Below are 19,971 nucleotides of genomic sequence, written 5' to 3'. Positions count from 1 at the left end.
GAATCATATGAAAATATTAATAAGGCTGATCAACAATGAAGCAGGCGCCACAGCCATAGAATATGGACTTATTGCCGCTCTTATATTTCTGGCGATTGTTGTTTCGTTGAATACTTATGCCGACAGCATGGGCAATTTATATAACGATATTTCAAATACGGTTTCTAATAATTTATAACTTTTACTTAAGCGCTCCCAGAATCCGCAGTTCTGTTTTCGCGGCTTCGTATTGCCGATAGCCGGTGACGCCCGTGTCCAGGGTTTTACGGAAAAATGCCGCCGCTTTATCCTTGTCGCCCTGCACAAGGTGGTATTGCCCCAGGAAAAAGAAGGCGACGCATTCGTTTTCGCTCTGTTTTTTCGTATTGTTATCCTTGGTCTTGGCGAGCACCTGCGAGGGATCAGCCTTTCCCATGTACAGAGCGACAATAATGCCGGGCCATGCATTCAGGTTTATGCCGCCGACATTTTCCTCCAGTTCCTTTTTGCCGTCGCCGCCGGATCGGACACGGCTCAAATAGCGCCAAAGAAGGGCGTAGGGGACGAGGCTTTTATTCGCCTTGCGGAGAGATTTTGAAAAGTCATCAGCCGCCTTGTCCGGCTGTTCGTTGTAAAAATTGAGGAACCCTCTGCTGAAATAAGCGTCGGAAAGATCCGGCGCATGACGGATCGCCTGGGTATAGTCCTCAATCGCCGAATCGAAGCGCCCCAGTTGCTCATGGACCCAGCCGCGTCCGAAAAAAGCCTCGCCATAAGAGGGAGACGCCTGCAAGGCCCGGCTGAAATTGTCGATGGCCTGTTCATGGTTTCCCTTTGCCTCCTGAGTCCAGCCGCGACCTAAATAGGCTTCCGCATAATCAGGTTTCAGCAAAATGGCGTTGGTGTATTCTTCGATGGCGCGATCATAAAGTCCTTCCTGTTCAAACGCTTGGCCCCGCTTGTTGTGGGCCGCCGCCCCGCCGGCTTCGCCGGCGCGGGATTTGGCGACGGCGGCCTGAGGAATGGAAACGACAGGAATCTTGACGTCAATGGCGGGGGGGAGGAGCGGAGCCGTTGCGGGTTTCGGTTCGGGCGCGGGCGCGGGTTCAACAACGACCTTGGCCGGTTCCGGCGCGGGTTCGATGATTGCCGGGGGTGGCGCTTTAATCGTAAGTTTGGGAGGCTCCGGCCCCACCGGCGCTACCGGCGTTTGTTCAGCCGTCGGCGGAGGCGTCTCAACCATGCTTGACCGCCACAGGAAAACGCCGACGACGACGATGAACAAGACCAAACCGCCGGCGGCGACCGACGGCCACAGGCGGCGCTTGTTCATCGGCGCGTCTTTCAGGACGGCGGCGGACTCAGGGACGGCTCCGCTTTTCCGCTCCTCTTCGGATTTCTTCAGGGCGTCGAGAATCAGGGACATGATGCTCCTATTGATTCCGCAGGACGGGAGTTGCCGGGTCTTTGATGAGGGTGTTGATATAGGTCAGGGTCAGCGCGCCGGCGGCGCCGTCGTCGATCAGTTTTCGGCTGCGCTGAAATGAAATAAGTCGAATCTTAAGCGCCTCATCAAAGCTGTCCCGGTCATCAGATTCTATAGGCTCGCCCTGGATTTCCGACAGGCGATCCCTAAGCCACGCCACGTCCTTGCCTTTCATGCCGGGCCTGATGACTCGCCAATAACCCGGCGGCGGCTTCCACAGCATCATATAGTCGCCCGACCAGAACGGGGTGAGATTGCGGGTATCGGTTTGTATTTTGCCGCCGCCGACGTCAATGGTGACGTTGTTGCCGTCAAGGGCCGTAACCACCGCATAAATACGTTTTTCCTCCCCTGCGGCAAGGGAGATCAATGCGGGCCGGTTGATATCGTTCAGGGCTTGCCAGTCTCCATGCCATCGCAGGCATCTTATCCCGGCGTAAGAGGCGCCGGCGCACAGGTCCGGTTTGCCGGGAGCGACGTATTCCACTTTCCACATAGCGAATAGTTTGGACATGGCGGTGCTTATGTCTCCCGCTAACTCCGGGTTTCGGAACAGATATTCGATGGAAATCTCCGCCGGCGCGTTTTGTGCCGTTTGTTCAATTGCCGGCTCTGCCGGCGGTTGTTGAACTTCCGGCGGGCGTTCGATAGCCGGCGGTTGTTGAGCTTCCGGCGGCGATGGGGAAAGTTTGGAATTCAGTCTCATATGCAGGGGATCAAGACCGACAAAAAGAGCCGAAGCGGCGATAACGGCGGCTATTGCGGCGATCCTGCCGAAGACTGACCGCCGACGAGGGAAGCCGAGTACGTCATCGGCGGCGGAGCGGGCCAGCTTTTCATCGATATAACGGACGTTTTTGGCGTAAGCGCCGAGCAGACAACGTTCGCAAATGCTGTTGATCAGGCGCGGGACGCCGTGTGACCGCTTGAATATTTCCGTGACGGCGCCGGGCCTGAATATATCCTCCGCCGGCCCGCCGATTTTGAGCCGATGCCGTATGTAGGCCCGCGCCTCTTCGATGTTAAGCGGATCAAGGTGATAACGTGCGGTGATGCGCTGATTTACCTGACGTAACTCCACCCGACCGAGAAGTTCTTTCAACTCCGGTTGACCGATAAGAATGATCTGCAAAAGCTTGGCGCTGGCGGTTTCCAGGTTGGTAAGCAGCCGCACCTGTTCAAGCACCCGGGGGGCGAGATTCTGCGCCTCGTCGATGATCAGAACGGCGCGGCGCCCTCGGGCATGGGTCTCAATGAGATGCCTGTTGATTTTGTCCATCAGGGTTTTGATGCTGTTGGTCAATATCGGGTAAAAGACGCCCATCTCGTCGCAGATGGTGGCCAGCAATTCAAATTCGTTCAGACGGGGATTGATGCAAAGGGCCATATCCACATTCTTGGGAAGTTGCTCTACCAGACAGCGGCTTATTGTCGTCTTGCCTGTTCCCACTTCGCCGGTCAGCAGAACAAAACCGTTCCCGCCCTGTACGCCGTAAACCAGATGCGCCAACGCCTCCTGATGGCGCCTGCTCATGAACACATAGCGCGGATCGGGCGTATTGGAGAACGGATTCTCCTTGATGCCGAAGAATGATCGAAACATACGCTGAACAGCTCGTTATGATGACGGAGCGGAATTTATTGTTCGGCCAGCCGGTAAAGGCGGGCGTGATCCTTGATGATAAGGCTTCGATGTTTCCGTTCGACCACTCCGTCGCGGGCCAGTTTACCGATGGCGTCGGCGACGACTTCTTTTTCCGTGCCTACCCAGGAAGCTATTTCAGAGTGATTGGGAATATTGGAAATAACCCAGGAGCCGTCGCCGGAAGTGTTGGGCGCGCAGATGCGCAGCAATTCATAATAAATCCGCTGGTGGGGGGTGAAGGTGCTGAGGGTGGTAAGGCGGGTGTTCAGGGTGCGGATAAAGCCGGCGAATCTCTTCAGCAGGGCCAGAGCCGATTCCGGACAATTCAACATCAACTGCCGGAAATCCTTGCTCGGCAACTTGGCGACAAGTGTAGGCTCGATGGCGGTAACCCGCGCCGAACGTTTTTTCGAATCTATGGCCGACAACTCGCCGAATGAGTCTCCTTCGCCAAGCTCGGCCAGGGCGACCTGCTTGTTTTCAGCAAGGAAGTCCATCGCCTTGACCTTGCCCTTGACGATGAAGTAGACGCAGGTCGAGGTGTCGGCGAGATCAATGATGATTTCGTTGGGAGCATACTCAAACCACTCACATTTTTTTTCGATATCGGCGATTATATCAGGAGGAACCTCGACCAGAAGGGATGCGCCGTTGAGGTTTCTTTCCGGGTCGATGCGCGGTGGGGTTTTTTTGTTCAAGGCGCGAATATCCTGCTATGGGGTCGCCGGGGCTGTCGGTTTCTGATTTTTGTGGAACAAATAATAAAAGGCCAGATTGTTTCGGACATCATCTTCGCCCAAATCCATTCTGGCGATCGCTTCGGCTTCATCCATGTTGCCGGCTATGCCGTGAAAAAGGGCCAGATTTTGGCGAATTTGCAGGTTGCGGCGACCGACGTTGGCGGCGTGTTTAAGGGTGATGATCGCGGTCTTTACGTCCCCTGCCTGGGCATAAGAGATGGCCATGTTATTCAAAATGACGGAGTTGCCGGGAGAAAGCGCGTCAGCTTTCCGATAAGATTCCAGGGCCTTGTCGAATAATTGCAGCATATCATAAGCGATGCCCATGGCGGAATAGGCTTCCCAGTTTCCCGCATCTTTTTCCGTGGCGATTTTCAGATAGCCGACGGCTTCGTCTGCCGCTCCCGCCGCCAGTTTTGCCTTGCCCAGTTCCATCAGAAACGGAGCAAATTCGGCGAATGTATTTATTTTGGCTTCCATAATTCCGGCAGCCTCGGCGGATGATCCTATGTAACGCAGGGACTTGGCCAGCTCCAGCAGCACGCCGAGGTCCTCAGGATGTTTCTCGTGGAGGTTCCGGTAGTGTTTCGCCGCCGAGGCATAGTCATGTTTTTGTTGGGAGGCCATCGCCGCCTGATGCACGGATTCGGTAATTCCCGCCTCTTTCGCGTTCTCCGGTTCTTCGGCGCAGCCGCCGATAAAGACAAGCAAAAGAGCGAGGGGCGCTGATTTACGAAATAAATTAATCATGATCAAACAAGGAAAGGCTCCAAGCCGGAAGGCGCATCTGCGGATGTTATGCTAATTTGAGAAAAACTCAAGCCGGGCGTTTCCAAGGCCGCATGAACTTCTTTGTTTCACGGCCTTTAGGTGATAGCCTGAATGAGGGGCTTATGGTGAATAGCAATGGCCGGCATCAACGAATCATCTCCCATCAGCGCAGCCCGATCCACCGTCGATAAGCAAAGGCAGGACGGGGAAAGGAAGCGTGGCCCCAAGGAAAAGCCCAAGCGTCCGCCCATGCGCGAGAGCGTTTCCGATGTCATCTTCATTATGGGCATTCCCGCCGCAGAAGTGACGCCCAAGGTTCAGGAAGCCATCTCCATCATAATGAACGAGCTTGACCATATGCGCGGGCAAATGAATTACGCCCACGACCATATTGCCTGGCTGGAGGGGCTGTCCGAGGAACATTCCTTCCTGCCTGTTATGAATGCTCGCGGCTTTATGCGGGAGCTGTCGCGGATTATCACCCACTCCGCACGGATGGAAACCGTCAGCAGCCTGCTCTGTGTTCATTTTATGAACATTGAGGATATACGGCGCGACCACGGCTATGCGGCGGTTAAATCGGCGTTGACGAACGCCGTTGACGTCATAAGCGGCAAACTCCGCGCAACCGACATCATCGGCAGCCTGGGAGGAGACGACATCTGGGTTATTCTTACCGTGGTCAACGGCGAGGAGGCTAAAATGAAAGCCCTGGAACTGACCCGCGCCATAGAGGAGAGCGGAGCCGTTCATAAAGGCGACGTCATCTTCCTGAAACCGGCCTGTGGAGTTCACGTCCTCCCGGCGGGAGAGACCGGAGAAGCAGCCGTCGATGCCGCCGACCATGACATGCGGGCCGAAATCAGGCGATAATGTCGGGCAACAGGCTGTTCTCGATTTTAAGGATGTTGTCCTTGATCGCCAGCTTGCGCTTTTTAAGGCGTTGCATTTCCAGTTGGCTGAAGGAGCCGTCCTCGGTGACGCGGGCGATCTCATCATCAAGGGCGCGATGCTCGGCTGACAATTCCTTAAGCCGTTTCATCAGTGATTTCTTGTCTTCCATGGTTTCTTATATCCGACCAGCCTCGTAAAATCATACCAGATGTTTTTCAAAAAAGGTAACGGCGTTATACGGTATTTTTTGTTTCATATAAGGCCCCGCATGCAGTATAATCAACGGTCGAGTCGGCGTATCCACTTTGGGGAGGAATGACATGAGTCTGGCGGAGAGAATCGAGGCGCTGAAAGCAAAACACCAAGTTCTCGAAGAAGCCCTTGACGAACAACACAGTCGCCCGAAGCCTGATGAAGATGAAGTTCTCACGCTGAAAAAACAAAAACTTCGAATTAAGGATGAATTGTTGTCTTTAATAGGATAGCCGGCTGACGACTCAAAGTCGGAGTCGCCGGTCGGCATAGTCGGCGCCGTTCGTAAAGTCGCCGGCGGGGCCGGCGGCGTTTCGGCGTTGGTCGGCGGCGGTCGCGCCGCCGGAAGGGGTGTGTTTTTATTTTCCGGGATTCATGAATTACAGCAGCCTCTACGCCGCCCTCGGCCTTGACGGGGAAGACCTGACGAGCGGCGATCTTGTCGTCCGTTCTCCCGTTGACGGCGCCGAGATGGCGCGGGTAAGGCGCCATGACCCGGCGGACCTGGATGCCGCCGTCAACCGCGCCGAAACTGCCTTTCTTGAATGGCGCTCCGCGCCGGCGCCGGTGCGCGGGCAATTGATCCGCCTGTTCGGCGAGGAACTGCGGTCCCACAAGGAGCCGCTGGGCAGGCTGGTGACCGTGGAGTGCGGCAAGATTCTCCAGGAAAGCCTCGGCGAAGTGCAGGAAATGATCGACATCTGCGAGTTTGCCGTCGGCCTGTCGCGCCAGCTTTACGGTCTGACCATCGCCTCCGAGCGCCCCGGTCATCGGATGATGGAGACATGGCATCCGCTGGGGCCGATAGGGGTGATTTCGGCCTTTAATTTTCCGGTGGCCGTTTGGGCGTGGAATTTTGCCGTTGCCGTCGTTTGCGGCGATTCGGTGGTGTGGAAGCCTTCGGAACTTACTCCCGTCTCGGCCTTGGCCTGCAAGGCGCTGTTTAAACGCGCCCTCTGCCGCTTCGCCGAGGACTGCGGCGGCCCCGCCCCCGACGCTCTCCTGGAAGTGACGATCGGCGGGCGCGACATCGGTGAACTGCTGATTGATGACCGCCGCCTGAAATTGATCAGCGCCACCGGAAGCTGCGCCATGGGACGCGCCGTCGCTCCCCGGATAGCGGCCCGTTTCGGGCGTTCGCTGCTTGAACTGGGCGGCAACAACGCCATGATCGTCGCGCCGTCCGCCGACCTCGAACTGGCGGTGAAGGCCATCCTGTTCGCCGCCGTCGGCGCCACCGGCCAGCGTTGCACGACGCTCAGGCGGTTGATCGTCCATGAGGACATCTACGCCGCCCTGACGGCGCGGCTGAAGGCCGCTTATGACGGCATCCGCATCGGCGACCCGCTGGAGAGCGGCGTACTGGCCGGTCCGTTGATCAACGCTTCGGCTTTTCAGTCGATGGAGGCGGCGCTCGGCAAGGCGGCAAGCGAGGGCGGCGCGGTCTTCGGCGGCGGGCGGGCGATGAAGGACCGCTACCCGAACGCTTACTACGTCAAACCGGCCCTGGTCGAAATGCCGAAACAGACCGGCGCGATGAAGGAGGAAACTTTCGCTCCTATACTCTATATTATGAAATACCGGGAGATGGATCAGGCTATCGCTCTCAATAATGACGTGCCTCAAGGCCTGTCGTCTTCCATCTTCACCAACGATGTGCGCGAGGCCGAGATTTTCATGTCGGCCGAGGGCAGCGACTGCGGCATCGCCAACGTCAACATCGGCCCCTCCGGCGCCGAGATCGGCGGCGCTTTCGGCGGCGAGAAGGAAACCGGCGGCGGACGGGAATCGGGATCGGACGCCTGGAAGAATTACATGCGCCGAGCCACCAACACCATCAACTACTCCGCCGATCTGCCCCTGGCCCAGGGCGTCGAGTTCGACATTACTTATTAAGCCGATCAGACACTATGACATGGGCGGCTTCCCGTGATAAGGAAGTCGTCTGTTTTGCAGGGAAGGGAAAATAATGGGCGATCCGGTCGCGCTTTCCGGCGATATCGCGGTGTCTTTCGAGTTTTTTCCGCCGAAGAACGAAAAGATGGAGACCGCCTTGTGGGACAGCGTTCAGCGCCTGGCCCCTCTCGGTCCCCGCTTCGTCTCGGTCACCTACGGCGCCGGGGGATCGACCCGCGAACGCACCCACGCCACGGTGACGCGCATCCGCAAGGAGACCGATCTGGAGCCGGCGGCTCACCTTACTTGCGTAGGCTCATCCAGAGACGAAGTAGACGCCATCGCCCGCCGCTACTGGGAAGACGGCATCCGCCACATCGTCGCCCTGCGCGGCGATCCGCCCGAGGGCAGCGCGGCTTACCGGCCCCACCCCGACGGCTACGCTTATGCCGCAGATCTGGTGAAAGGGCTGAAAAAGATCGCCGATTTCGAGATCAGCGTCGCCGCCTACCCGGAGACCCACCCTGAGGCCAAAAGTCCGAAAGCCGACCTGGACAACCTCAAGCGCAAGATCGACGCCGGGGCCGTCCGCGCCATCACCCAGTATTTTTTCGACCCCGATGTCTACCTGCGTTTCCTCGACCGCGCCCGCGCCGCCGGCATTACCGTGCCTATCGTGCCGGGCATCCTGCCGGTGACCAATTTCAAGAACCTGATCCGGTTCAGCGCCAACTGCGGCGCCGCCGTGCCTGACTGGCTGGGCAAAATGTTTGACGGCCTGGATGACGACCCGGAGACCACCAAGCTGGTCGCCGCCGCCCTGGCCGCCGACCAATGCCGAAAACTTCACGATAACGGCGTCGATCAATTTCACTTCTATACCGTCAATCGCGCCGACCTGACTTTCGCCATCTGCCATATCCTGGGCGTCAGGCCGAAATGAGCGAAGACGCCGAAACACGGATCAGTGCGCTGCTGGCCGAACGCATCCTGGTGCTGGACGGCGCTATGGGGACGATGATCCAGAGACATGATCTCGGAGAAGCGGATTACCGGGGAGAACGCTTTGCCGGTCACGGCCACGATCTCAAGGGCAACAACGATCTGCTCACCCTGACCCGCCCCGATATCATCGGCGGCATTCACCGATCCTTTCTTGATGCCGGGTCCGATATCCTTGAGACCAATACTTTCAACGCAACATCCATCTCGCAGGCCGATTATGGTCTTCCCGGCATTGCCTACGAGTTGAACCTTGAAGGCGCCAAGCTGGCCCGCGCCTTCGCCGACGGCGCATCGACGCCCGACAAGCCGCGCTTCGTCGCCGGAGTCCTGGGGCCGACCAACCGCACCGCCACCATGTCGCCCGACGCCAATGATCCCGGTTTCAGGAACATTGCCTTTGACCAACTGGCGGACGCCTACACCGAAGCCGTCTGCGGTCTGGTCGATGGCGGCGCCGATATTCTGCTGGTGGAAACGGTGTTTGACACCTTGAATTGCAAGGCGGCGCTGTATGCCGTCTTCGGCTATTTCTCCAAGTACAAAGTATCGCTGCCGATAATGATTTCGGGAACTATCGCCGACGCCTCGGGACGCACCCTCTCCGGACAGACGCCGGAGGCCTTTTGGAACTCGGTGGCCCATGCCCGCCCCTTGAGCATCGGCTTTAACTGCGCCCTCGGCGCCGGGGACCTGCGCCCGCACGTTCAGGAATTGTCGCGCATCGCCGGCGTTCATGTCAGCGTCCATCCCAACGCCGGCCTTCCCAACGAATTCGGCGGCTACGACGATTCCCCGGAGTACATGGCCGAAGCGCTGCGCGAGTTTGCCGAAAGCGGCTTTGTCAATATCGTCGGCGGCTGTTGCGGCACCACGCCCGAGCATATCGCCGCCATCGTCAGGGCGGTAAAGGGAGTTCCGCCCCGCCCTGTTCCGAAGATCGAGCCGCATTGCCGCCTCAGCGGCCTGGAGCCGTTGAACTTCGGTTCGATCACCGGCTTCGTCAATGTCGGCGAGCGCACCAACGTCGCCGGCTCGGCTCATTTCAAGAAGCTGATCATTGAGGAGGACTACGAGGCCGCTGTCGAGGTGGCGCGCCAACAGGTGATCAACGGCGCCCAAATTATTGATATCAACATGGATGACGCCATGCTGGACGCCGAGGCCGCCATGGTCCGCTTTCTTGATCTGATAGCGGCCGAGCCTGACATCTGCCGCGTGCCGGTGATGATCGACTCGTCCAGATGGCCGGTGATCGTCGCCGGCCTCAAGCATTTGCAGGGCAAGGGAGTGGTCAATTCCATCAGCCTCAAGGAGGGCGCCGAAGACTTTATCGACAAAGCGACCGAGATTGCGCGTTATGGGGCGGCGGTGGTGGTCATGGCCTTCGATGAGGACGGCCAGGCGGACAATTGCCGGCGCATGGTCAATATCTGCGCCCGCTCATATGATCTGCTGACGCTGGTCGTCGGCTTTCCGCCGGAAGATATTATCTTTGACCCCAACATCTTCCCCATCGCCACCGGCATCAGGGAACACGATAACTTTTCCGTTGAGTACATCGAGGCGACGCGCCTGATCAAGGAGACCTTGCCCCACGCCCTGATCAGCGGCGGAGTGTCCAACATGTCGTTCTCGTTCAGGGGCAACAACCCGGTGCGCGAAGCCATGCACGCGGTGTTCCTCTATCACGCGGTCAAGGCCGGCATGGATATGGGCATCGTCAACGCCGGTCAGCTCGCCGTCTACGCCGATATCCCGAGCGACCTGCGCGAGCGCGTCGAGGACGTGGTCCTCAATCGTCGCGCCGACGCCGTCGAGCGTTTGCTGGAGGTGGCCGGCAACGTCAAGGGGCAGACCAAAGAGGGCGCTGATCTAACGTGGCGCAAGGGTACGGTCGCCGAGCGTCTGGCCCACGCCCTGGTCAAGGGCATTGCCGAGTATGTGGTGGACGACGTGGAGGAGGCCCGCCAAGCCGCCCTGCATCCCATCCATGTCATTGAAGGTCCGCTGATGGACGGCATGAACGTGGTCGGCAACCTGTTCAGCGAGGGGAAGATGTTTCTGCCCCAGGTGGTAAAAAGCGCCCGCGTCATGAAACAGGCGGTTGCTTACCTTCAGCCCTTCATCGAGGCGGAAAAAAAAGACGGCCCCAGCGCCAAGGGGCGCATCCTGATGGCCACGGTCAAGGGCGACGTTCATGACATCGGCAAGAACATCGTCGCCGTGGTGCTGCAATGCAATAACTACGATGTCATCGACATCGGCGTCATGGTTCCCTACGCCGGGATCATCGAGGCGGCCAGGAACGAAAAAGCCGACATCATCGGCCTCAGCGGCCTGATCACCCCGTCCCTGGAGGAAATGGCCGTCGTCGCCAAGGAAATGGAGCGCGCCGGCCTGACCGCGCCGCTGCTGATCGGCGGGGCGACCACCTCGAAGGCGCATACGGCGGTCAAGATCGCCCCCAACTATTCGGGGGTAACGGTGCAGGTGGCCGACGCTTCCAGGGCCGTCGGCGTCGTTTCCAACCTGCTCAGCGAGACGCAAAGGGACGGTTTCGTCGCTTCCGTCAACGAGGAACAGAAGGCGCTGCGACAAAGCCACGCCGCACGCGGTGAAAAAAAACAACCCTCCATCGCCGAAGCGCGTTCGGCCAAACAACGCATCGACTGGAACCTTTACACGCCGCCCCGCCCTGCTTTTCTCGGCCTGAAGACCTTTAATGATTACGACATGGCGATAGTCGCCGGGTACATCGACTGGACGCCGTTTTTTCGCGCCTGGGAGATGAAAGGCGTCTATCCGGCCATCCTTGATGATCGCCGGGAGGGAGAGGCGGCGCGCTCTCTGTTCAACGACGCCAAAGCCATGCTGAAACTCATTATTGATGAAAAATGGCTTACCGCCCGAGGCGTCATCGGCTTCTTCGCCGCCGCCGCCGCCGGCGACGATGTAAAAATATTTACCGATGAATCCCGCTCCAGGGTTCTTGCCGTCATCCCCTTTCTCCGTCAGCAGATGGCGAAAAGCGAAAGCCGCGCCAACTTGTGTCTGGCCGACTTCATCGCCCCTGATGACTATATCGGCGGCTTCGCCCTTACCGCCGGCTGCGGCGTTGACGCGCATGTCGCCGCCTTTACAAGGGACAACGATGACTACCGCGCCATCCTGCTCAAAGCCCTGGCTGACCGTCTGGCCGAGGCCTTTGCCGAGCATATGCACGAGCGGGTGCGCAGGGAGTTCTGGGGCTACGCGCCCGACGAAAATTTGAGCAACGAGGAGCTTGTCAAAGAGGTCTACCGGGGCATACGCCCGGCGCCCGGCTATCCGGCCTGTCCCGATCACACCGGCAAGGCATTGCTGTTCAAGTTGCTGGATGCCGAGAAAAACACCGCCATAACCCTGACCGAAAATATGGCGATGACGCCTTCGGCTTCCGTTTCCGGCTATTATCTGGCTCACCCCGACGCCCGCTATTTCGGCGTCGGCAAGGTGGCGAAAGATCAGGTCGAGGACTACGCCCTGCGCCGGGGCGTAAGCGTTGAGGAAGCCGAGAAATGGCTGGCGCCCAATCTGGCATATGAGCGTTGAACAACGATCCGCTTTTGTTTAGAACCTCTATCCAACAACCCGCTAAAAGGATGCTCCCATGAAGAAGATACTCGCCGCCGTCGCCGTTCTGCTCGTCGCTTTTCCGGCTTTCGCCTCGGAAATGAAGGTGGAAGACATGAAGGTCGGAGCCGGCAAGGAGGCCATTCCCGGACATAAAGTCACCGTCCATTACACCGGCTGGCTCACCAACGGCCAAAAGTTCGACAGTTCCCTGGATCGCGGTCAGCCCTTCACTTTCAATCTCGGCAGCGGCGAGGTGATCCAGGGCTGGGACAAGGGCGTCGCCGGCATGAAGGAGGGCGGAACCCGCCGTCTGACCATTCCGCCCGCAATGGGCTATGGCGACCGCGCCGCCGGTTCCATCCCGCCCGCCTCGACGCTGATTTTTCAAGTCGATCTGCTGAGGGTTCAGTAATTCGCACAAGAGGCAAGATGCCCAAGAACGAACACAATCTTTTTCTTTTTCGGCCACATTCACTCCTTATATGACACCCGAGAACAAACTTGTTGTATATTGGAGATCATTGTCCCATGGAGACTTTCGCCGTGAATCAGGTAAGCGCCATTGTCACCCTCCGTCGCTCGGCTTTAGTTAAGGTAGCCGCTGTTGTCATGGCTCTGGCCATGCCGATGGCGCCGTCGGCGGCTCAGGCCAAGGCGACGCCCGACGGCTTTGCCGATATGGCCGAAAAGCTGTTGCCGGCGGTGGTCAACATTTCCACCACCCAGGTGGTCGAGGGCCATGTCGGCCCCGAGATGCCGCAGCTTCCCCCCGGCTCGCCGTTCGAGGAGTTCTTCAAGGACTTCTTCGAGCGCAACCGTCCGCAGGGCGAGCAAGGCGGACCGGGCGGACAGCCCAACCGTCAACGCAAGGCGACTTCCCTGGGGTCCGGGTTTTTCATTGACGCCAAGGGCCATGTGATCACCAACAATCATGTGATCGCCGACTCCGACGAGATCACCGTCATTCTTCAGGACAACACCCGGCTCAAGGCCGAGGTTGTCGGCCGCGATCCCAAGACCGACATCGCGGTGCTTAAGGTCGATCCGATAGAAGGCATGGTCCATGCCGACTTCGGCGAATCAGATGACGCCAGGGTCGGCGATTGGGTAATCGCCATCGGCAACCCCTTCGGCCTGGGCGGCACGGTGACCGCCGGCATTATCTCGGCCCGCCATCGCGACATTAATTCAGGCCCTTATGATGATTTCATCCAGACCGACGCCTCCATCAACCGGGGCAATTCGGGCGGCCCCATGTTCAACATCGAAGGCAAGGTCATCGGCATCAATTCGGCCATCTACTCACCGTCGGGAGGAAGCGTCGGCATCGGCTTCGCCATTCCCAGCGCCACCGCCGAATCGGTGATCAAGCAGTTGATCAAGCACGGCAAGGTGCGGCGCGGCTGGCTGGGCGTCCACATCCAGGCGGTAACTCCCGAGATTGCCGAAACTCTCAATCTGGAAAAGGCCGAGGGCGCCCTGGTCGCCAGCATCATCAAGGACGGCCCCGCCGAGAAATCCGACATCAAGCCCGGCGATGTCATCACCGGCTTTGACGGCAAACGGATAAAGGAAATGCGTAAGTTGCCGCGCATTGTCGCTGAAACCGACATTGATAAAAAGGTGAAGGTGGATTTGTGGCGCAACGGCGCGAAAATGGTGGTCGAAGTAGACATCGGCAAGCTTGACGACGCCGAACCCAAGGTGGCGTCAAAGGACGCCGGCCCCGAGCCTAAGGCCGAAAAGGAAACCAAAATTGACGCCCTGGGAATGACTATGTCCGCCGTCAGCAGCGCCATGCGCGAGCGTTTCGGCATCGGCGGAGAATCAAAGGGCGTGGTGGTGACCGCCGTTGACGAAGCCGGACCCGCCGCCGAAAAAGGCATCCAGCCGGGCGATCTGGTGGTCGAAATCAGTCAACAGGAGGTAACTTCTCCCTCTGAAGTCGTCGCCAGGATAGAAGAAGCCGTCACCGCCAAGCGCAAGACGGTGTTGCTTCTCGTTGAAAGCCAGGGCGGTCTGCGCTTCGTGGCGTTGAAGCTTGGGAAGGGCTGACCTTTCTTTCGTTCATTACGATATCAACCGGCGGGGCGGTAACGGCTCCGCCGGTTATCATGGCTTTTTCAAAATATAGGTTGTAAAGTCCGTTTTTTTATACTTTAGGGTCGTTCAGGCCATGGCCTTGCCCTCCATCAATAAACAGGAACTGCTGTCTACCCATTTCCTGTTCCGCGATATGGATGCGGCGGTAATCGAGCGCATTGCCAAGCTGGGCGTCACCCGCAAACTGGCCGCCAACGAGGTGTTGTTTCTGAAAGGCGATCCCGGCGACGCCCTCTACGGCGTATTGTCGGGCGAAATCAAAGTCAGCATATCCTCGCCCGACGGCAAGGAAGTCATCCTCAGCATCCTTGAACCGGGCGGCGTTTTCGGAGAAATAGCCCTGCTTGACGGCATGCCGCGAACGGCCAACGCCTCCGCCATGCAGCCTACCGAACTGTTCAAGATACACCGTCGGGAATTCATTGAATTTTTGGGAGGCAACCCCAGTCTGGCCGCTCACCTGCTGAAGATGGTCTGCGCCCGCGTCCGCTCATCCAACGAGTTCGTCGAGGACTACGTTTTCCTTGAACTGTCCGAGCGGCTGGCCAAACGCTTATTAAGCCTGTGCAAATTCCACAGTGAACATGAAACCGACAATAAGCCGGTGGAATTGCGGATTTCCCAGGTGGAACTCGGACAGCTTATGGGAACTTCCCGCGAGGCCGTCAACAGGCAGCTTCAACAATGGCGCAAGCTGGGATGGATCGAGATGAACAAGGGACGGGTCACCATTCATTCGCTCAACGACCTGCAAAAATTCGTCGCCGCCGAAGCATAATTAATAGAAATGGCGACCCCGGCAGGGCTCGAACCTGCAACATCCAGCTTAGAAGGCTGGTGCTCTATCCTGTTGAGCTACGGGGCCGGGCGGCAAATTATTTAACCTGATGGAAGCTGAAATTATCGGCGTAATTCTTTATCAGGAAACGTCCGGCGGCAGATTCGCGCACCTGATAGGACAGGTTATTCCGCTCGGCAAAGGCGACGGCCTGATCCTTGCTTTCAAACTTCAGGCGCACCTGACGGCGCGTATCCGGCGATCCCACCCATCCCATCAGAGGATCGATATAATCGGCGGCGGCGGGTTCGTACTCCAGGACCCATTTGCGGGCGCGCGACGGCCCGGTCTGCATGGCGGACGGCGCCGGTTGATAAATGCGTACTTCAGTCATAGGCGAATCTCCAGCCGTCGTAACTCTTTGTTAACGTTGGTCGGGGAGACTGGATTCGAACCAGCGACCCTCTGCTCCCAAAGCAGATGCGCTACCAGACTGCGCCACTCCCCGTGGGGTGAGAAAGTAAGACGATAGATGATTTTCCGCAAGTCCGCCGCCGATCAAGGAAGGAGAAACAATATGTCACGCTTCGTCATAGTCCTGTTCGTCATGACCTTCGTGTCATTACCGGCTGACGCGCAGTCCCTCTGCGCCACGCGCCTTGATATCATCGACAAGCTGTCCAGCCGCTACTCGGAAGCCCCGACCGCCATCGGCCTTGCCGACAACGGAAGCGTAGTCGAAGTCTTTTCCTCGACGACGGAAAGCTCATGGACCATCATCGTCACTACGCCCGACGGCATAAGCTGCCTGCTGGCTTCCGGAGAAAATTGGGAATCGAGGCCGCAAATAGCCCAGAGAAACGGGGCCTGAGCGATCAGTCTATTTTGCTTGCGATGTAAAAATGGGGTGTTCCACGCTATCCCCTGCTTCAATCCCCAGCCGCTTCGCCGTTCCGGCGTTGACCTCCAGCACCGCGCGCGCCGGCCCGGACGAGGTAATTTTCGCCGGCGACAAAGGCGTCGTGTCGCGGGCAATATTGATAATTCTGCCGTCGTCGGCGATGAACATAATATCCAGCGGCAAATAAGTATTCTTCATCCAGAAGAAAATCGGTTGAGCAGCCTCAAAATCAAATAACATTCCGGCGTCGGACGCCAAGCGGCGGCGGTTTTGTAGCCCTTGACTCCTCTGCGCCGCGCTTACCGCCAGCTCGACGGTGAAGACATGGCGTCCGCCGGCGCTTGCCACGACAAGACGAGAAGTTTCGAACCCCCCGTCTTTGCCGAAAGAAGGGACGGCGCAGAAAAGCAGCAACAGACCGGAAATAACAAGCGCCTTAGAACGCATCAGGATGCCAGCCGACCACGGCGGCCATTACGGCAAAGCCCACCACATAGGCCACGGCCACATGCCAGCCGTGGCGCAGCCAGAGACCGACCGACTTCGCCTCGGGATACATGTTAGAGAGCGCCACGCCGGCCGAGGAGCCGAACCAGATCATCGAGCCGCCGAAACCGACCGCATAGGCAAGGAATCCCCAATCGTAGCCGCCCTGCTTGATGGCCAGCGCCGTCAGCGGGATGTTGTCAAAGACGGCGGAAACGAAGCCCAGCCCCAGCGTCGTCACAGACGAGGCCGACGGCAACTGTTCCACCGGCATCATCGAGGCGCTGAGAACCAGAGATAGCAGGAACATCGTGCCTTTGGCCGTTTCCGGCATCACTTCCCAGTCAGGCCGCCGCCACCATACGGACGCCAGAATCGCCACCCACACCGCTACCCCGATGAAGGGGAAATGATCCGCCATGGTCTTGAACTCGATATTCACAACCATATTGGTGATAATGGCCGACGCCAGAATAACCGCGATGACGCCGACCCGCGTCCAGTCGATATGGGCATGCTCATGGCTGTGCTTCAGAATCGGCGAGTAGGCGTGTTGCTGTTTGGCGCCGACCACCCCGACAACAAGCAGCGCCGCCGCCGCTCCCACATAGGCGGGGATCACCTCCAGCGGCGACACTCCGGAAATCCACATCATGGTCGTCGTCGTGTCGCCGATCACCGACCCCGCTCCGCCGGCATTGGCGGCGGCGACGATGGCGGCGAGGTAGCCGATATGCACCTTGGCCCGAAACAACTGGTGCGCCATGGCGCCGCCGATCAGGGCGGCGGCAATGTTGTCGAGAAAGCCGGAAAGCACGAACACCATCACCAGCATGACAAAGCCGCCTTTCCAGTCGCCCGGCAGGAATTTCGGCAGTTTTATCGGTATGTGGCTTTTCTCAAAATGGCGGGAGAGCAGCGCAAACCCCATCAGCAGACAAAAGAGGTTGGCGATCGTTACCCATTCGTGTCCGAGATGACTGATAAGGCCGTTTACCCCGACGCCGGTCTTAAAGCCGGTGAACAGAATTTTATAACCGGAAATAGCGACAAGTCCGGCGAGGGCCACAAGCAGCGTGTGTCTGTGAAAAAGCGCCACGCCGAGCAGGGTGACGGCGAACAGATAAAAATCGATGGAAATACCGAAAAGGCCAGGGTCCAAAGCGCAGCCTCCCGCCTTACAAAATATTCAGGCCGTCGCCCCGGCTGTTGCTTTCTTGACGCGGCGCTTGACGCGACGCTTGAGGCGTTGCGCTTCCTCCGTCAACTTGAGGTTGCTGGTGCCCAGCAGGTAGGCGTCCAGCCCTCCCTTGTGCTCAATGGAACGAAGCGTGTGATTGCACAGGCGCAGATTTACCGACGCGCCCAGCGCTTCGCTGAGAATTGAGTGGAGTTGCAGGTTGGGAAGATAGCGCCGCCGGGTCTTGTTGTTGGCGTGACTCACTTTATTGCCGGCTTGTACGCCCCTGCCGCTAAGATCGCACCGTCTGGCCATGATACCATTTCCTTTAAACAACATTCCGGGGCTACGGTCCCGGTAGAGGGCGGTTTGTAGGCAAAGGAGCGCCAAAGGTCAAGGGAAATGGAAATTCCCCGTTACTCCACGGTCACGCTCTTCGCCAGGTTTCTCGGTTGATCGACGTCGGCGCCCCTGATTACCGCCGTATGGTAGGCCAGCAGTTGCACCGGAATGGCGTTAAGGATGGGGGAGACGAAGGGGTCCACCCTGGGCAGGATAATTGTCGCGGCGGCCAGCTTGCCCAGTTTTTTAGCGCCTTCGGGGTCGCTGATAAAGATGACCCGCCCGCCACGGGCGATGACTTCCTGCATGTTGGACGCGGTCTTGTCAAACAGCTCGTCGGAAGGGGCGATAACGATTACCGGCACGGTCTCGTCGATAAGGGCGATGGGGCCGTGTTTCATTTCGCCGGCGGCGTAACCCTCGGCATGGATATAGGATATTTCCTTGAGTTTAAGGGCGCCTTCCAGGGCGATGGGATAGTTGGCGCCGCGCCCCAGGTACAGCACGTCGCGGGCCTCGGCCACCTCGCGGGCCAGTTCGCGCAGATGATTATCGTGGTTCAGCACTTCCGCCGCCCGCGCCGGGGCTTCGGTGAGGCAGCGGGAAAGACGAGACTCCGTTTTGCGGTCGATCTCGCCCCGCACCCTTGCCACGGCGATGGTGAGACAGGCCAATACCGTCAACTGGGTGGTGAAGGCCTTGGTCGAGGCGACGCCCACCTCGGGACCGGCGTAGGTTTTCAGCACCGCGTCGGATTCCCGGGCGATGGTGCTTTCCGGCACGTTGACGATGGAAAGGATATGCTGGTTTTGGGCGCGGGCGTAGCGCAGCGCCGCCAGGGTGTCGGCGGTTTCTCCCGACTGGGAGATGAACAACGCCGCGCCGTCCTTGGGCATGGAGGCGCCCCGATAGCGGAATTCGGAAGCGATATCCACCTCTACCGGGATGCGGGCGATGCCCTCCAGCCAGTACTTGGCGACCATGGCGGCGTAAAACGAGGTGCCGCAGGCGACCAACGTCAGTTTGGAGGCTTTGGCCAAATCGAAGGGAAGCTCCGGCAGAGTCACCGAACCCGACGCCGGGTTGATGAAGCTGTGCAGGGTGTCGCCGATCACCTGGGGCTGTTCATAGATTTCCTTGAGCATGAAATGGCGATAACCGGCCTTGCCGATGGCGGCGCCGGATAAATTGGTCAGACTGACGTTACGCTCTACCCGGTTGTCGTCGGCGTCGTAGACGACGGCGGTCGTCGCGGTGATCACCGCCCAATCGCCGTCGTCCAGGTACATGATTTTCTTGGTCAGCGGCGCCAGCGCCAGGGCGTCGCTACCCAGATATGTCTCGCCGTCGCCGAAGCCGACGGCCAGCGGGCTTCCCTGTCGGGCGGCGATCATCAAATCCGGCTCGCCGGCAAAGATGATGCCCAGCGCGAAAGCTCCCTTCAGACGTTTCAGCGTCAGCGCGACGGCCTCGACCGGCGTCTTGCCGTCTTCCATATGCCATGAGATCAAGTGGGCGACCACCTCGGTATCGGTATCCGAGACCAGCACATGGCCGTGGGATTCAACCTCGTCGCGCAGCTCCTGAAAGTTCTCAATGATGCCGTTATGGACCACCGCCGTCTTGTCGGTGGCGTGGGGATGGGCGTTCTTCTCGTTGGGCGCGCCGTGGGTGGCCCAGCGGGTGTGGCCGATGCCGGTCTTGCCGGACAAGGGGGACGCCTTCAGCAGCTTTTCCAGATTGATCAGCTTGCCCTCGGCGCGGCGGCGTTCGATGCCGCCGTCGTTGAGGGTGGCGATGCCGGCTGAATCATAGCCCCGGTATTCCAGCCGCTTTAAGGCTTCGAGAAGCAGCGGCGCCGCTTCCGCCTTGCCGACGATGCCGATAATGCCGCACAT

General features: G+C 58.7%; 18 protein-coding genes and 2 tRNA genes. 8 read left to right on the top strand and 12 right to left on the bottom strand.

The window, feature by feature from the left end:
• Positions 1-181 precede the first annotated feature (181 nt).
• Genes A3H92_10390 through A3H92_10375 form a run of 4 tightly spaced genes read right to left on the bottom strand, consistent with a single transcriptional unit; the run spans position 182 to position 4,600 of the window.
• Positions 182-1,405, bottom strand: a complete 1,224-nt coding sequence (locus tag A3H92_10390) for a hypothetical protein (protein ID OHC74462.1) — start codon at positions 1,403-1,405, stop codon at positions 182-184.
• Between the two features lie 7 nt (positions 1,406-1,412).
• Entirely contained in the window at positions 1,413-3,068 is a 1,656-nt protein-coding gene (locus A3H92_10385; protein ID OHC74461.1) for a hypothetical protein, read from the bottom strand.
• A 35-nt stretch (positions 3,069-3,103) separates the two neighbouring features.
• On the bottom strand, positions 3,104-3,808 hold the full coding sequence (locus A3H92_10380; protein ID OHC74460.1) for a hypothetical protein: 705 nt from the start codon (positions 3,806-3,808) through the stop codon (positions 3,104-3,106).
• Between the two features lie 15 nt (positions 3,809-3,823).
• The gene (locus A3H92_10375) at positions 3,824-4,600 is read right to left on the bottom strand and encodes a hypothetical protein (protein OHC74459.1); all 777 of its coding nucleotides are present in this window, start codon (positions 4,598-4,600) and stop codon (positions 3,824-3,826) included.
• A gap of 156 nt (positions 4,601-4,756) precedes the next feature.
• On the opposite strand from A3H92_10375, the gene A3H92_10370 reads away from it, so the two are divergent.
• On the top strand, positions 4,757-5,494 hold the full coding sequence (locus tag A3H92_10370) for a hypothetical protein (protein OHC74458.1): 738 nt from the start codon (positions 4,757-4,759) through the stop codon (positions 5,492-5,494).
• On the opposite strand, the gene A3H92_10365 is transcribed toward A3H92_10370, so the two are convergent.
• The gene (locus A3H92_10365) at positions 5,484-5,684 is read right to left on the bottom strand and encodes a hypothetical protein (protein OHC74457.1); all 201 of its coding nucleotides are present in this window, start codon (positions 5,682-5,684) and stop codon (positions 5,484-5,486) included. The two genes, A3H92_10370 and A3H92_10365, sit on opposite strands and share 11 nt — an antisense overlap.
• A 458-nt stretch (positions 5,685-6,142) precedes the next feature.
• Between A3H92_10365 and A3H92_10360 the strand changes: the two genes are divergently transcribed.
• From A3H92_10360 to A3H92_10335, 6 genes are all read left to right on the top strand, one after another.
• The gene (locus A3H92_10360; GenBank protein OHC74521.1) at positions 6,143-7,663 is read left to right on the top strand and encodes an aldehyde dehydrogenase; all 1,521 of its coding nucleotides are present in this window, start codon (positions 6,143-6,145) and stop codon (positions 7,661-7,663) included.
• Between the two features lie 73 nt (positions 7,664-7,736).
• Positions 7,737-8,606 (top strand): methylenetetrahydrofolate reductase [NAD(P)H], encoded by an 870-nt coding sequence (locus tag A3H92_10355; GenBank protein OHC74456.1) that lies wholly within the window; start codon positions 7,737-7,739, stop codon positions 8,604-8,606.
• Entirely contained in the window at positions 8,603-12,259 is a 3,657-nt protein-coding gene (locus A3H92_10350; protein OHC74455.1) for a methionine synthase, read from the top strand. Before A3H92_10355 ends, A3H92_10350 begins: the two co-directional genes overlap by 4 nt.
• Positions 12,260-12,317: 58 nt before the next feature.
• On the top strand, positions 12,318-12,695 hold the full coding sequence (locus A3H92_10345; GenBank protein OHC74454.1) for a peptidylprolyl isomerase: 378 nt from the start codon (positions 12,318-12,320) through the stop codon (positions 12,693-12,695).
• A gap of 116 nt (positions 12,696-12,811) precedes the next feature.
• Positions 12,812-14,338: a serine protease gene (locus tag A3H92_10340; protein OHC74453.1), complete on the top strand. Its 1,527-nt coding sequence runs from the start codon at positions 12,812-12,814 to the stop codon at positions 14,336-14,338.
• 136 nt (positions 14,339-14,474) lie between these two features.
• Positions 14,475-15,164, top strand: a complete 690-nt coding sequence (locus A3H92_10335; protein OHC74520.1) for a hypothetical protein — start codon at positions 14,475-14,477, stop codon at positions 15,162-15,164.
• 10 nt (positions 15,165-15,174) lie between these two features.
• Here the strand turns inward: A3H92_10335 and A3H92_10330 are convergent.
• From A3H92_10330 to A3H92_10320, 3 genes are all read right to left on the bottom strand, one after another.
• A tRNA-Arg gene (locus A3H92_10330) sits at positions 15,175-15,251 on the bottom strand.
• A gap of 10 nt (positions 15,252-15,261) precedes the next feature.
• Positions 15,262-15,558: a hypothetical protein gene (locus A3H92_10325; GenBank protein OHC74452.1), complete on the bottom strand. Its 297-nt coding sequence runs from the start codon at positions 15,556-15,558 to the stop codon at positions 15,262-15,264.
• Between the two features lie 37 nt (positions 15,559-15,595).
• A tRNA-Pro gene (locus A3H92_10320) sits at positions 15,596-15,672 on the bottom strand.
• A 69-nt stretch (positions 15,673-15,741) separates the two neighbouring features.
• Between A3H92_10320 and A3H92_10315 the strand changes: the two genes are divergently transcribed.
• Positions 15,742-16,035 (top strand): hypothetical protein, encoded by a 294-nt coding sequence (locus tag A3H92_10315; GenBank protein OHC74519.1) that lies wholly within the window; start codon positions 15,742-15,744, stop codon positions 16,033-16,035.
• Between the two features lie 9 nt (positions 16,036-16,044).
• Here the strand turns inward: A3H92_10315 and A3H92_10310 are convergent, their stop codons facing one another.
• From A3H92_10310 to A3H92_10295, 4 genes are all read right to left on the bottom strand, one after another.
• Entirely contained in the window at positions 16,045-16,512 is a 468-nt protein-coding gene (locus A3H92_10310; GenBank protein ID OHC74451.1) for a hypothetical protein, read from the bottom strand.
• Complete coding sequence (locus tag A3H92_10305; protein OHC74450.1) at positions 16,502-17,713, bottom strand: citrate transporter; 1,212 nt, start codon at positions 17,711-17,713, stop codon at positions 16,502-16,504. The genes A3H92_10310 and A3H92_10305 overlap by 11 nt, the downstream gene beginning before the upstream one ends.
• 27 nt (positions 17,714-17,740) lie before the next feature.
• A complete protein-coding gene (locus tag A3H92_10300; protein ID OHC74518.1) occupies positions 17,741-18,046 on the bottom strand; it encodes a 50S ribosomal protein L28 in 306 nt (101 codons plus the stop codon).
• 101 nt (positions 18,047-18,147) lie between these two features.
• Positions 18,148-19,971: a glutamine--fructose-6-phosphate aminotransferase gene (locus tag A3H92_10295; GenBank protein OHC74449.1), complete on the bottom strand. Its 1,824-nt coding sequence runs from the start codon at positions 19,969-19,971 to the stop codon at positions 18,148-18,150.

It is taken from the genome of Rhodospirillales bacterium RIFCSPLOWO2_02_FULL_58_16 (assembly GCA_001830425.1).
Taxonomy (GTDB): Bacteria; Pseudomonadota; Alphaproteobacteria; order Rhodospirillales; family 2-02-FULL-58-16; genus 2-02-FULL-58-16.
This window is presented reverse-complemented; position numbering and strand designations above follow the sequence as displayed.

What these genes read in the sequence shown, in the direction of transcription:
- A3H92_10390 (OHC74462.1), bottom strand. Translation starts at nt 1,405, where the DNA reads ATGTCCCTGATTCTCGACGCCCTGAAGAAATCCGAAGAGGAGCGGAAA.
- A3H92_10385 (OHC74461.1), bottom strand. Translation starts at nt 3,068, where the DNA reads ATGTTTCGATCATTCTTCGGCATCAAGGAGAATCCGTTCTCCAATACG.
- A3H92_10375 (OHC74459.1), bottom strand. Translation starts at nt 4,600, where the DNA reads ATGATTAATTTATTTCGTAAATCAGCGCCCCTCGCTCTTTTGCTTGTC.
- A3H92_10370 (OHC74458.1), top strand. Translation starts at nt 4,757, where the DNA reads ATGGCCGGCATCAACGAATCATCTCCCATCAGCGCAGCCCGATCCACC.
- A3H92_10365 (OHC74457.1), bottom strand. Translation starts at nt 5,684, where the DNA reads ATGGAAGACAAGAAATCACTGATGAAACGGCTTAAGGAATTGTCAGCC.
- A3H92_10360 (OHC74521.1), top strand. Translation starts at nt 6,143, where the DNA reads ATGAATTACAGCAGCCTCTACGCCGCCCTCGGCCTTGACGGGGAAGAC.
- A3H92_10355 (OHC74456.1), top strand. Translation starts at nt 7,737, where the DNA reads ATGGGCGATCCGGTCGCGCTTTCCGGCGATATCGCGGTGTCTTTCGAG.
- A3H92_10350 (OHC74455.1), top strand. Translation starts at nt 8,603, where the DNA reads ATGAGCGAAGACGCCGAAACACGGATCAGTGCGCTGCTGGCCGAACGC.
- A3H92_10345 (OHC74454.1), top strand. Translation starts at nt 12,318, where the DNA reads ATGAAGAAGATACTCGCCGCCGTCGCCGTTCTGCTCGTCGCTTTTCCG.
- A3H92_10340 (OHC74453.1), top strand. Translation starts at nt 12,812, where the DNA reads ATGGAGACTTTCGCCGTGAATCAGGTAAGCGCCATTGTCACCCTCCGT.
- A3H92_10325 (OHC74452.1), bottom strand. Translation starts at nt 15,558, where the DNA reads ATGACTGAAGTACGCATTTATCAACCGGCGCCGTCCGCCATGCAGACC.
- A3H92_10315 (OHC74519.1), top strand. Translation starts at nt 15,742, where the DNA reads ATGTCACGCTTCGTCATAGTCCTGTTCGTCATGACCTTCGTGTCATTA.
- A3H92_10310 (OHC74451.1), bottom strand. Translation starts at nt 16,512, where the DNA reads ATGCGTTCTAAGGCGCTTGTTATTTCCGGTCTGTTGCTGCTTTTCTGC.
- A3H92_10300 (OHC74518.1), bottom strand. Translation starts at nt 18,046, where the DNA reads ATGGCCAGACGGTGCGATCTTAGCGGCAGGGGCGTACAAGCCGGCAAT.
- A3H92_10295 (OHC74449.1), bottom strand. Translation starts at nt 19,971, where the DNA reads ATGTGCGGCATTATCGGCATCGTCGGCAAGGCGGAAGCGGCGCCGCTG.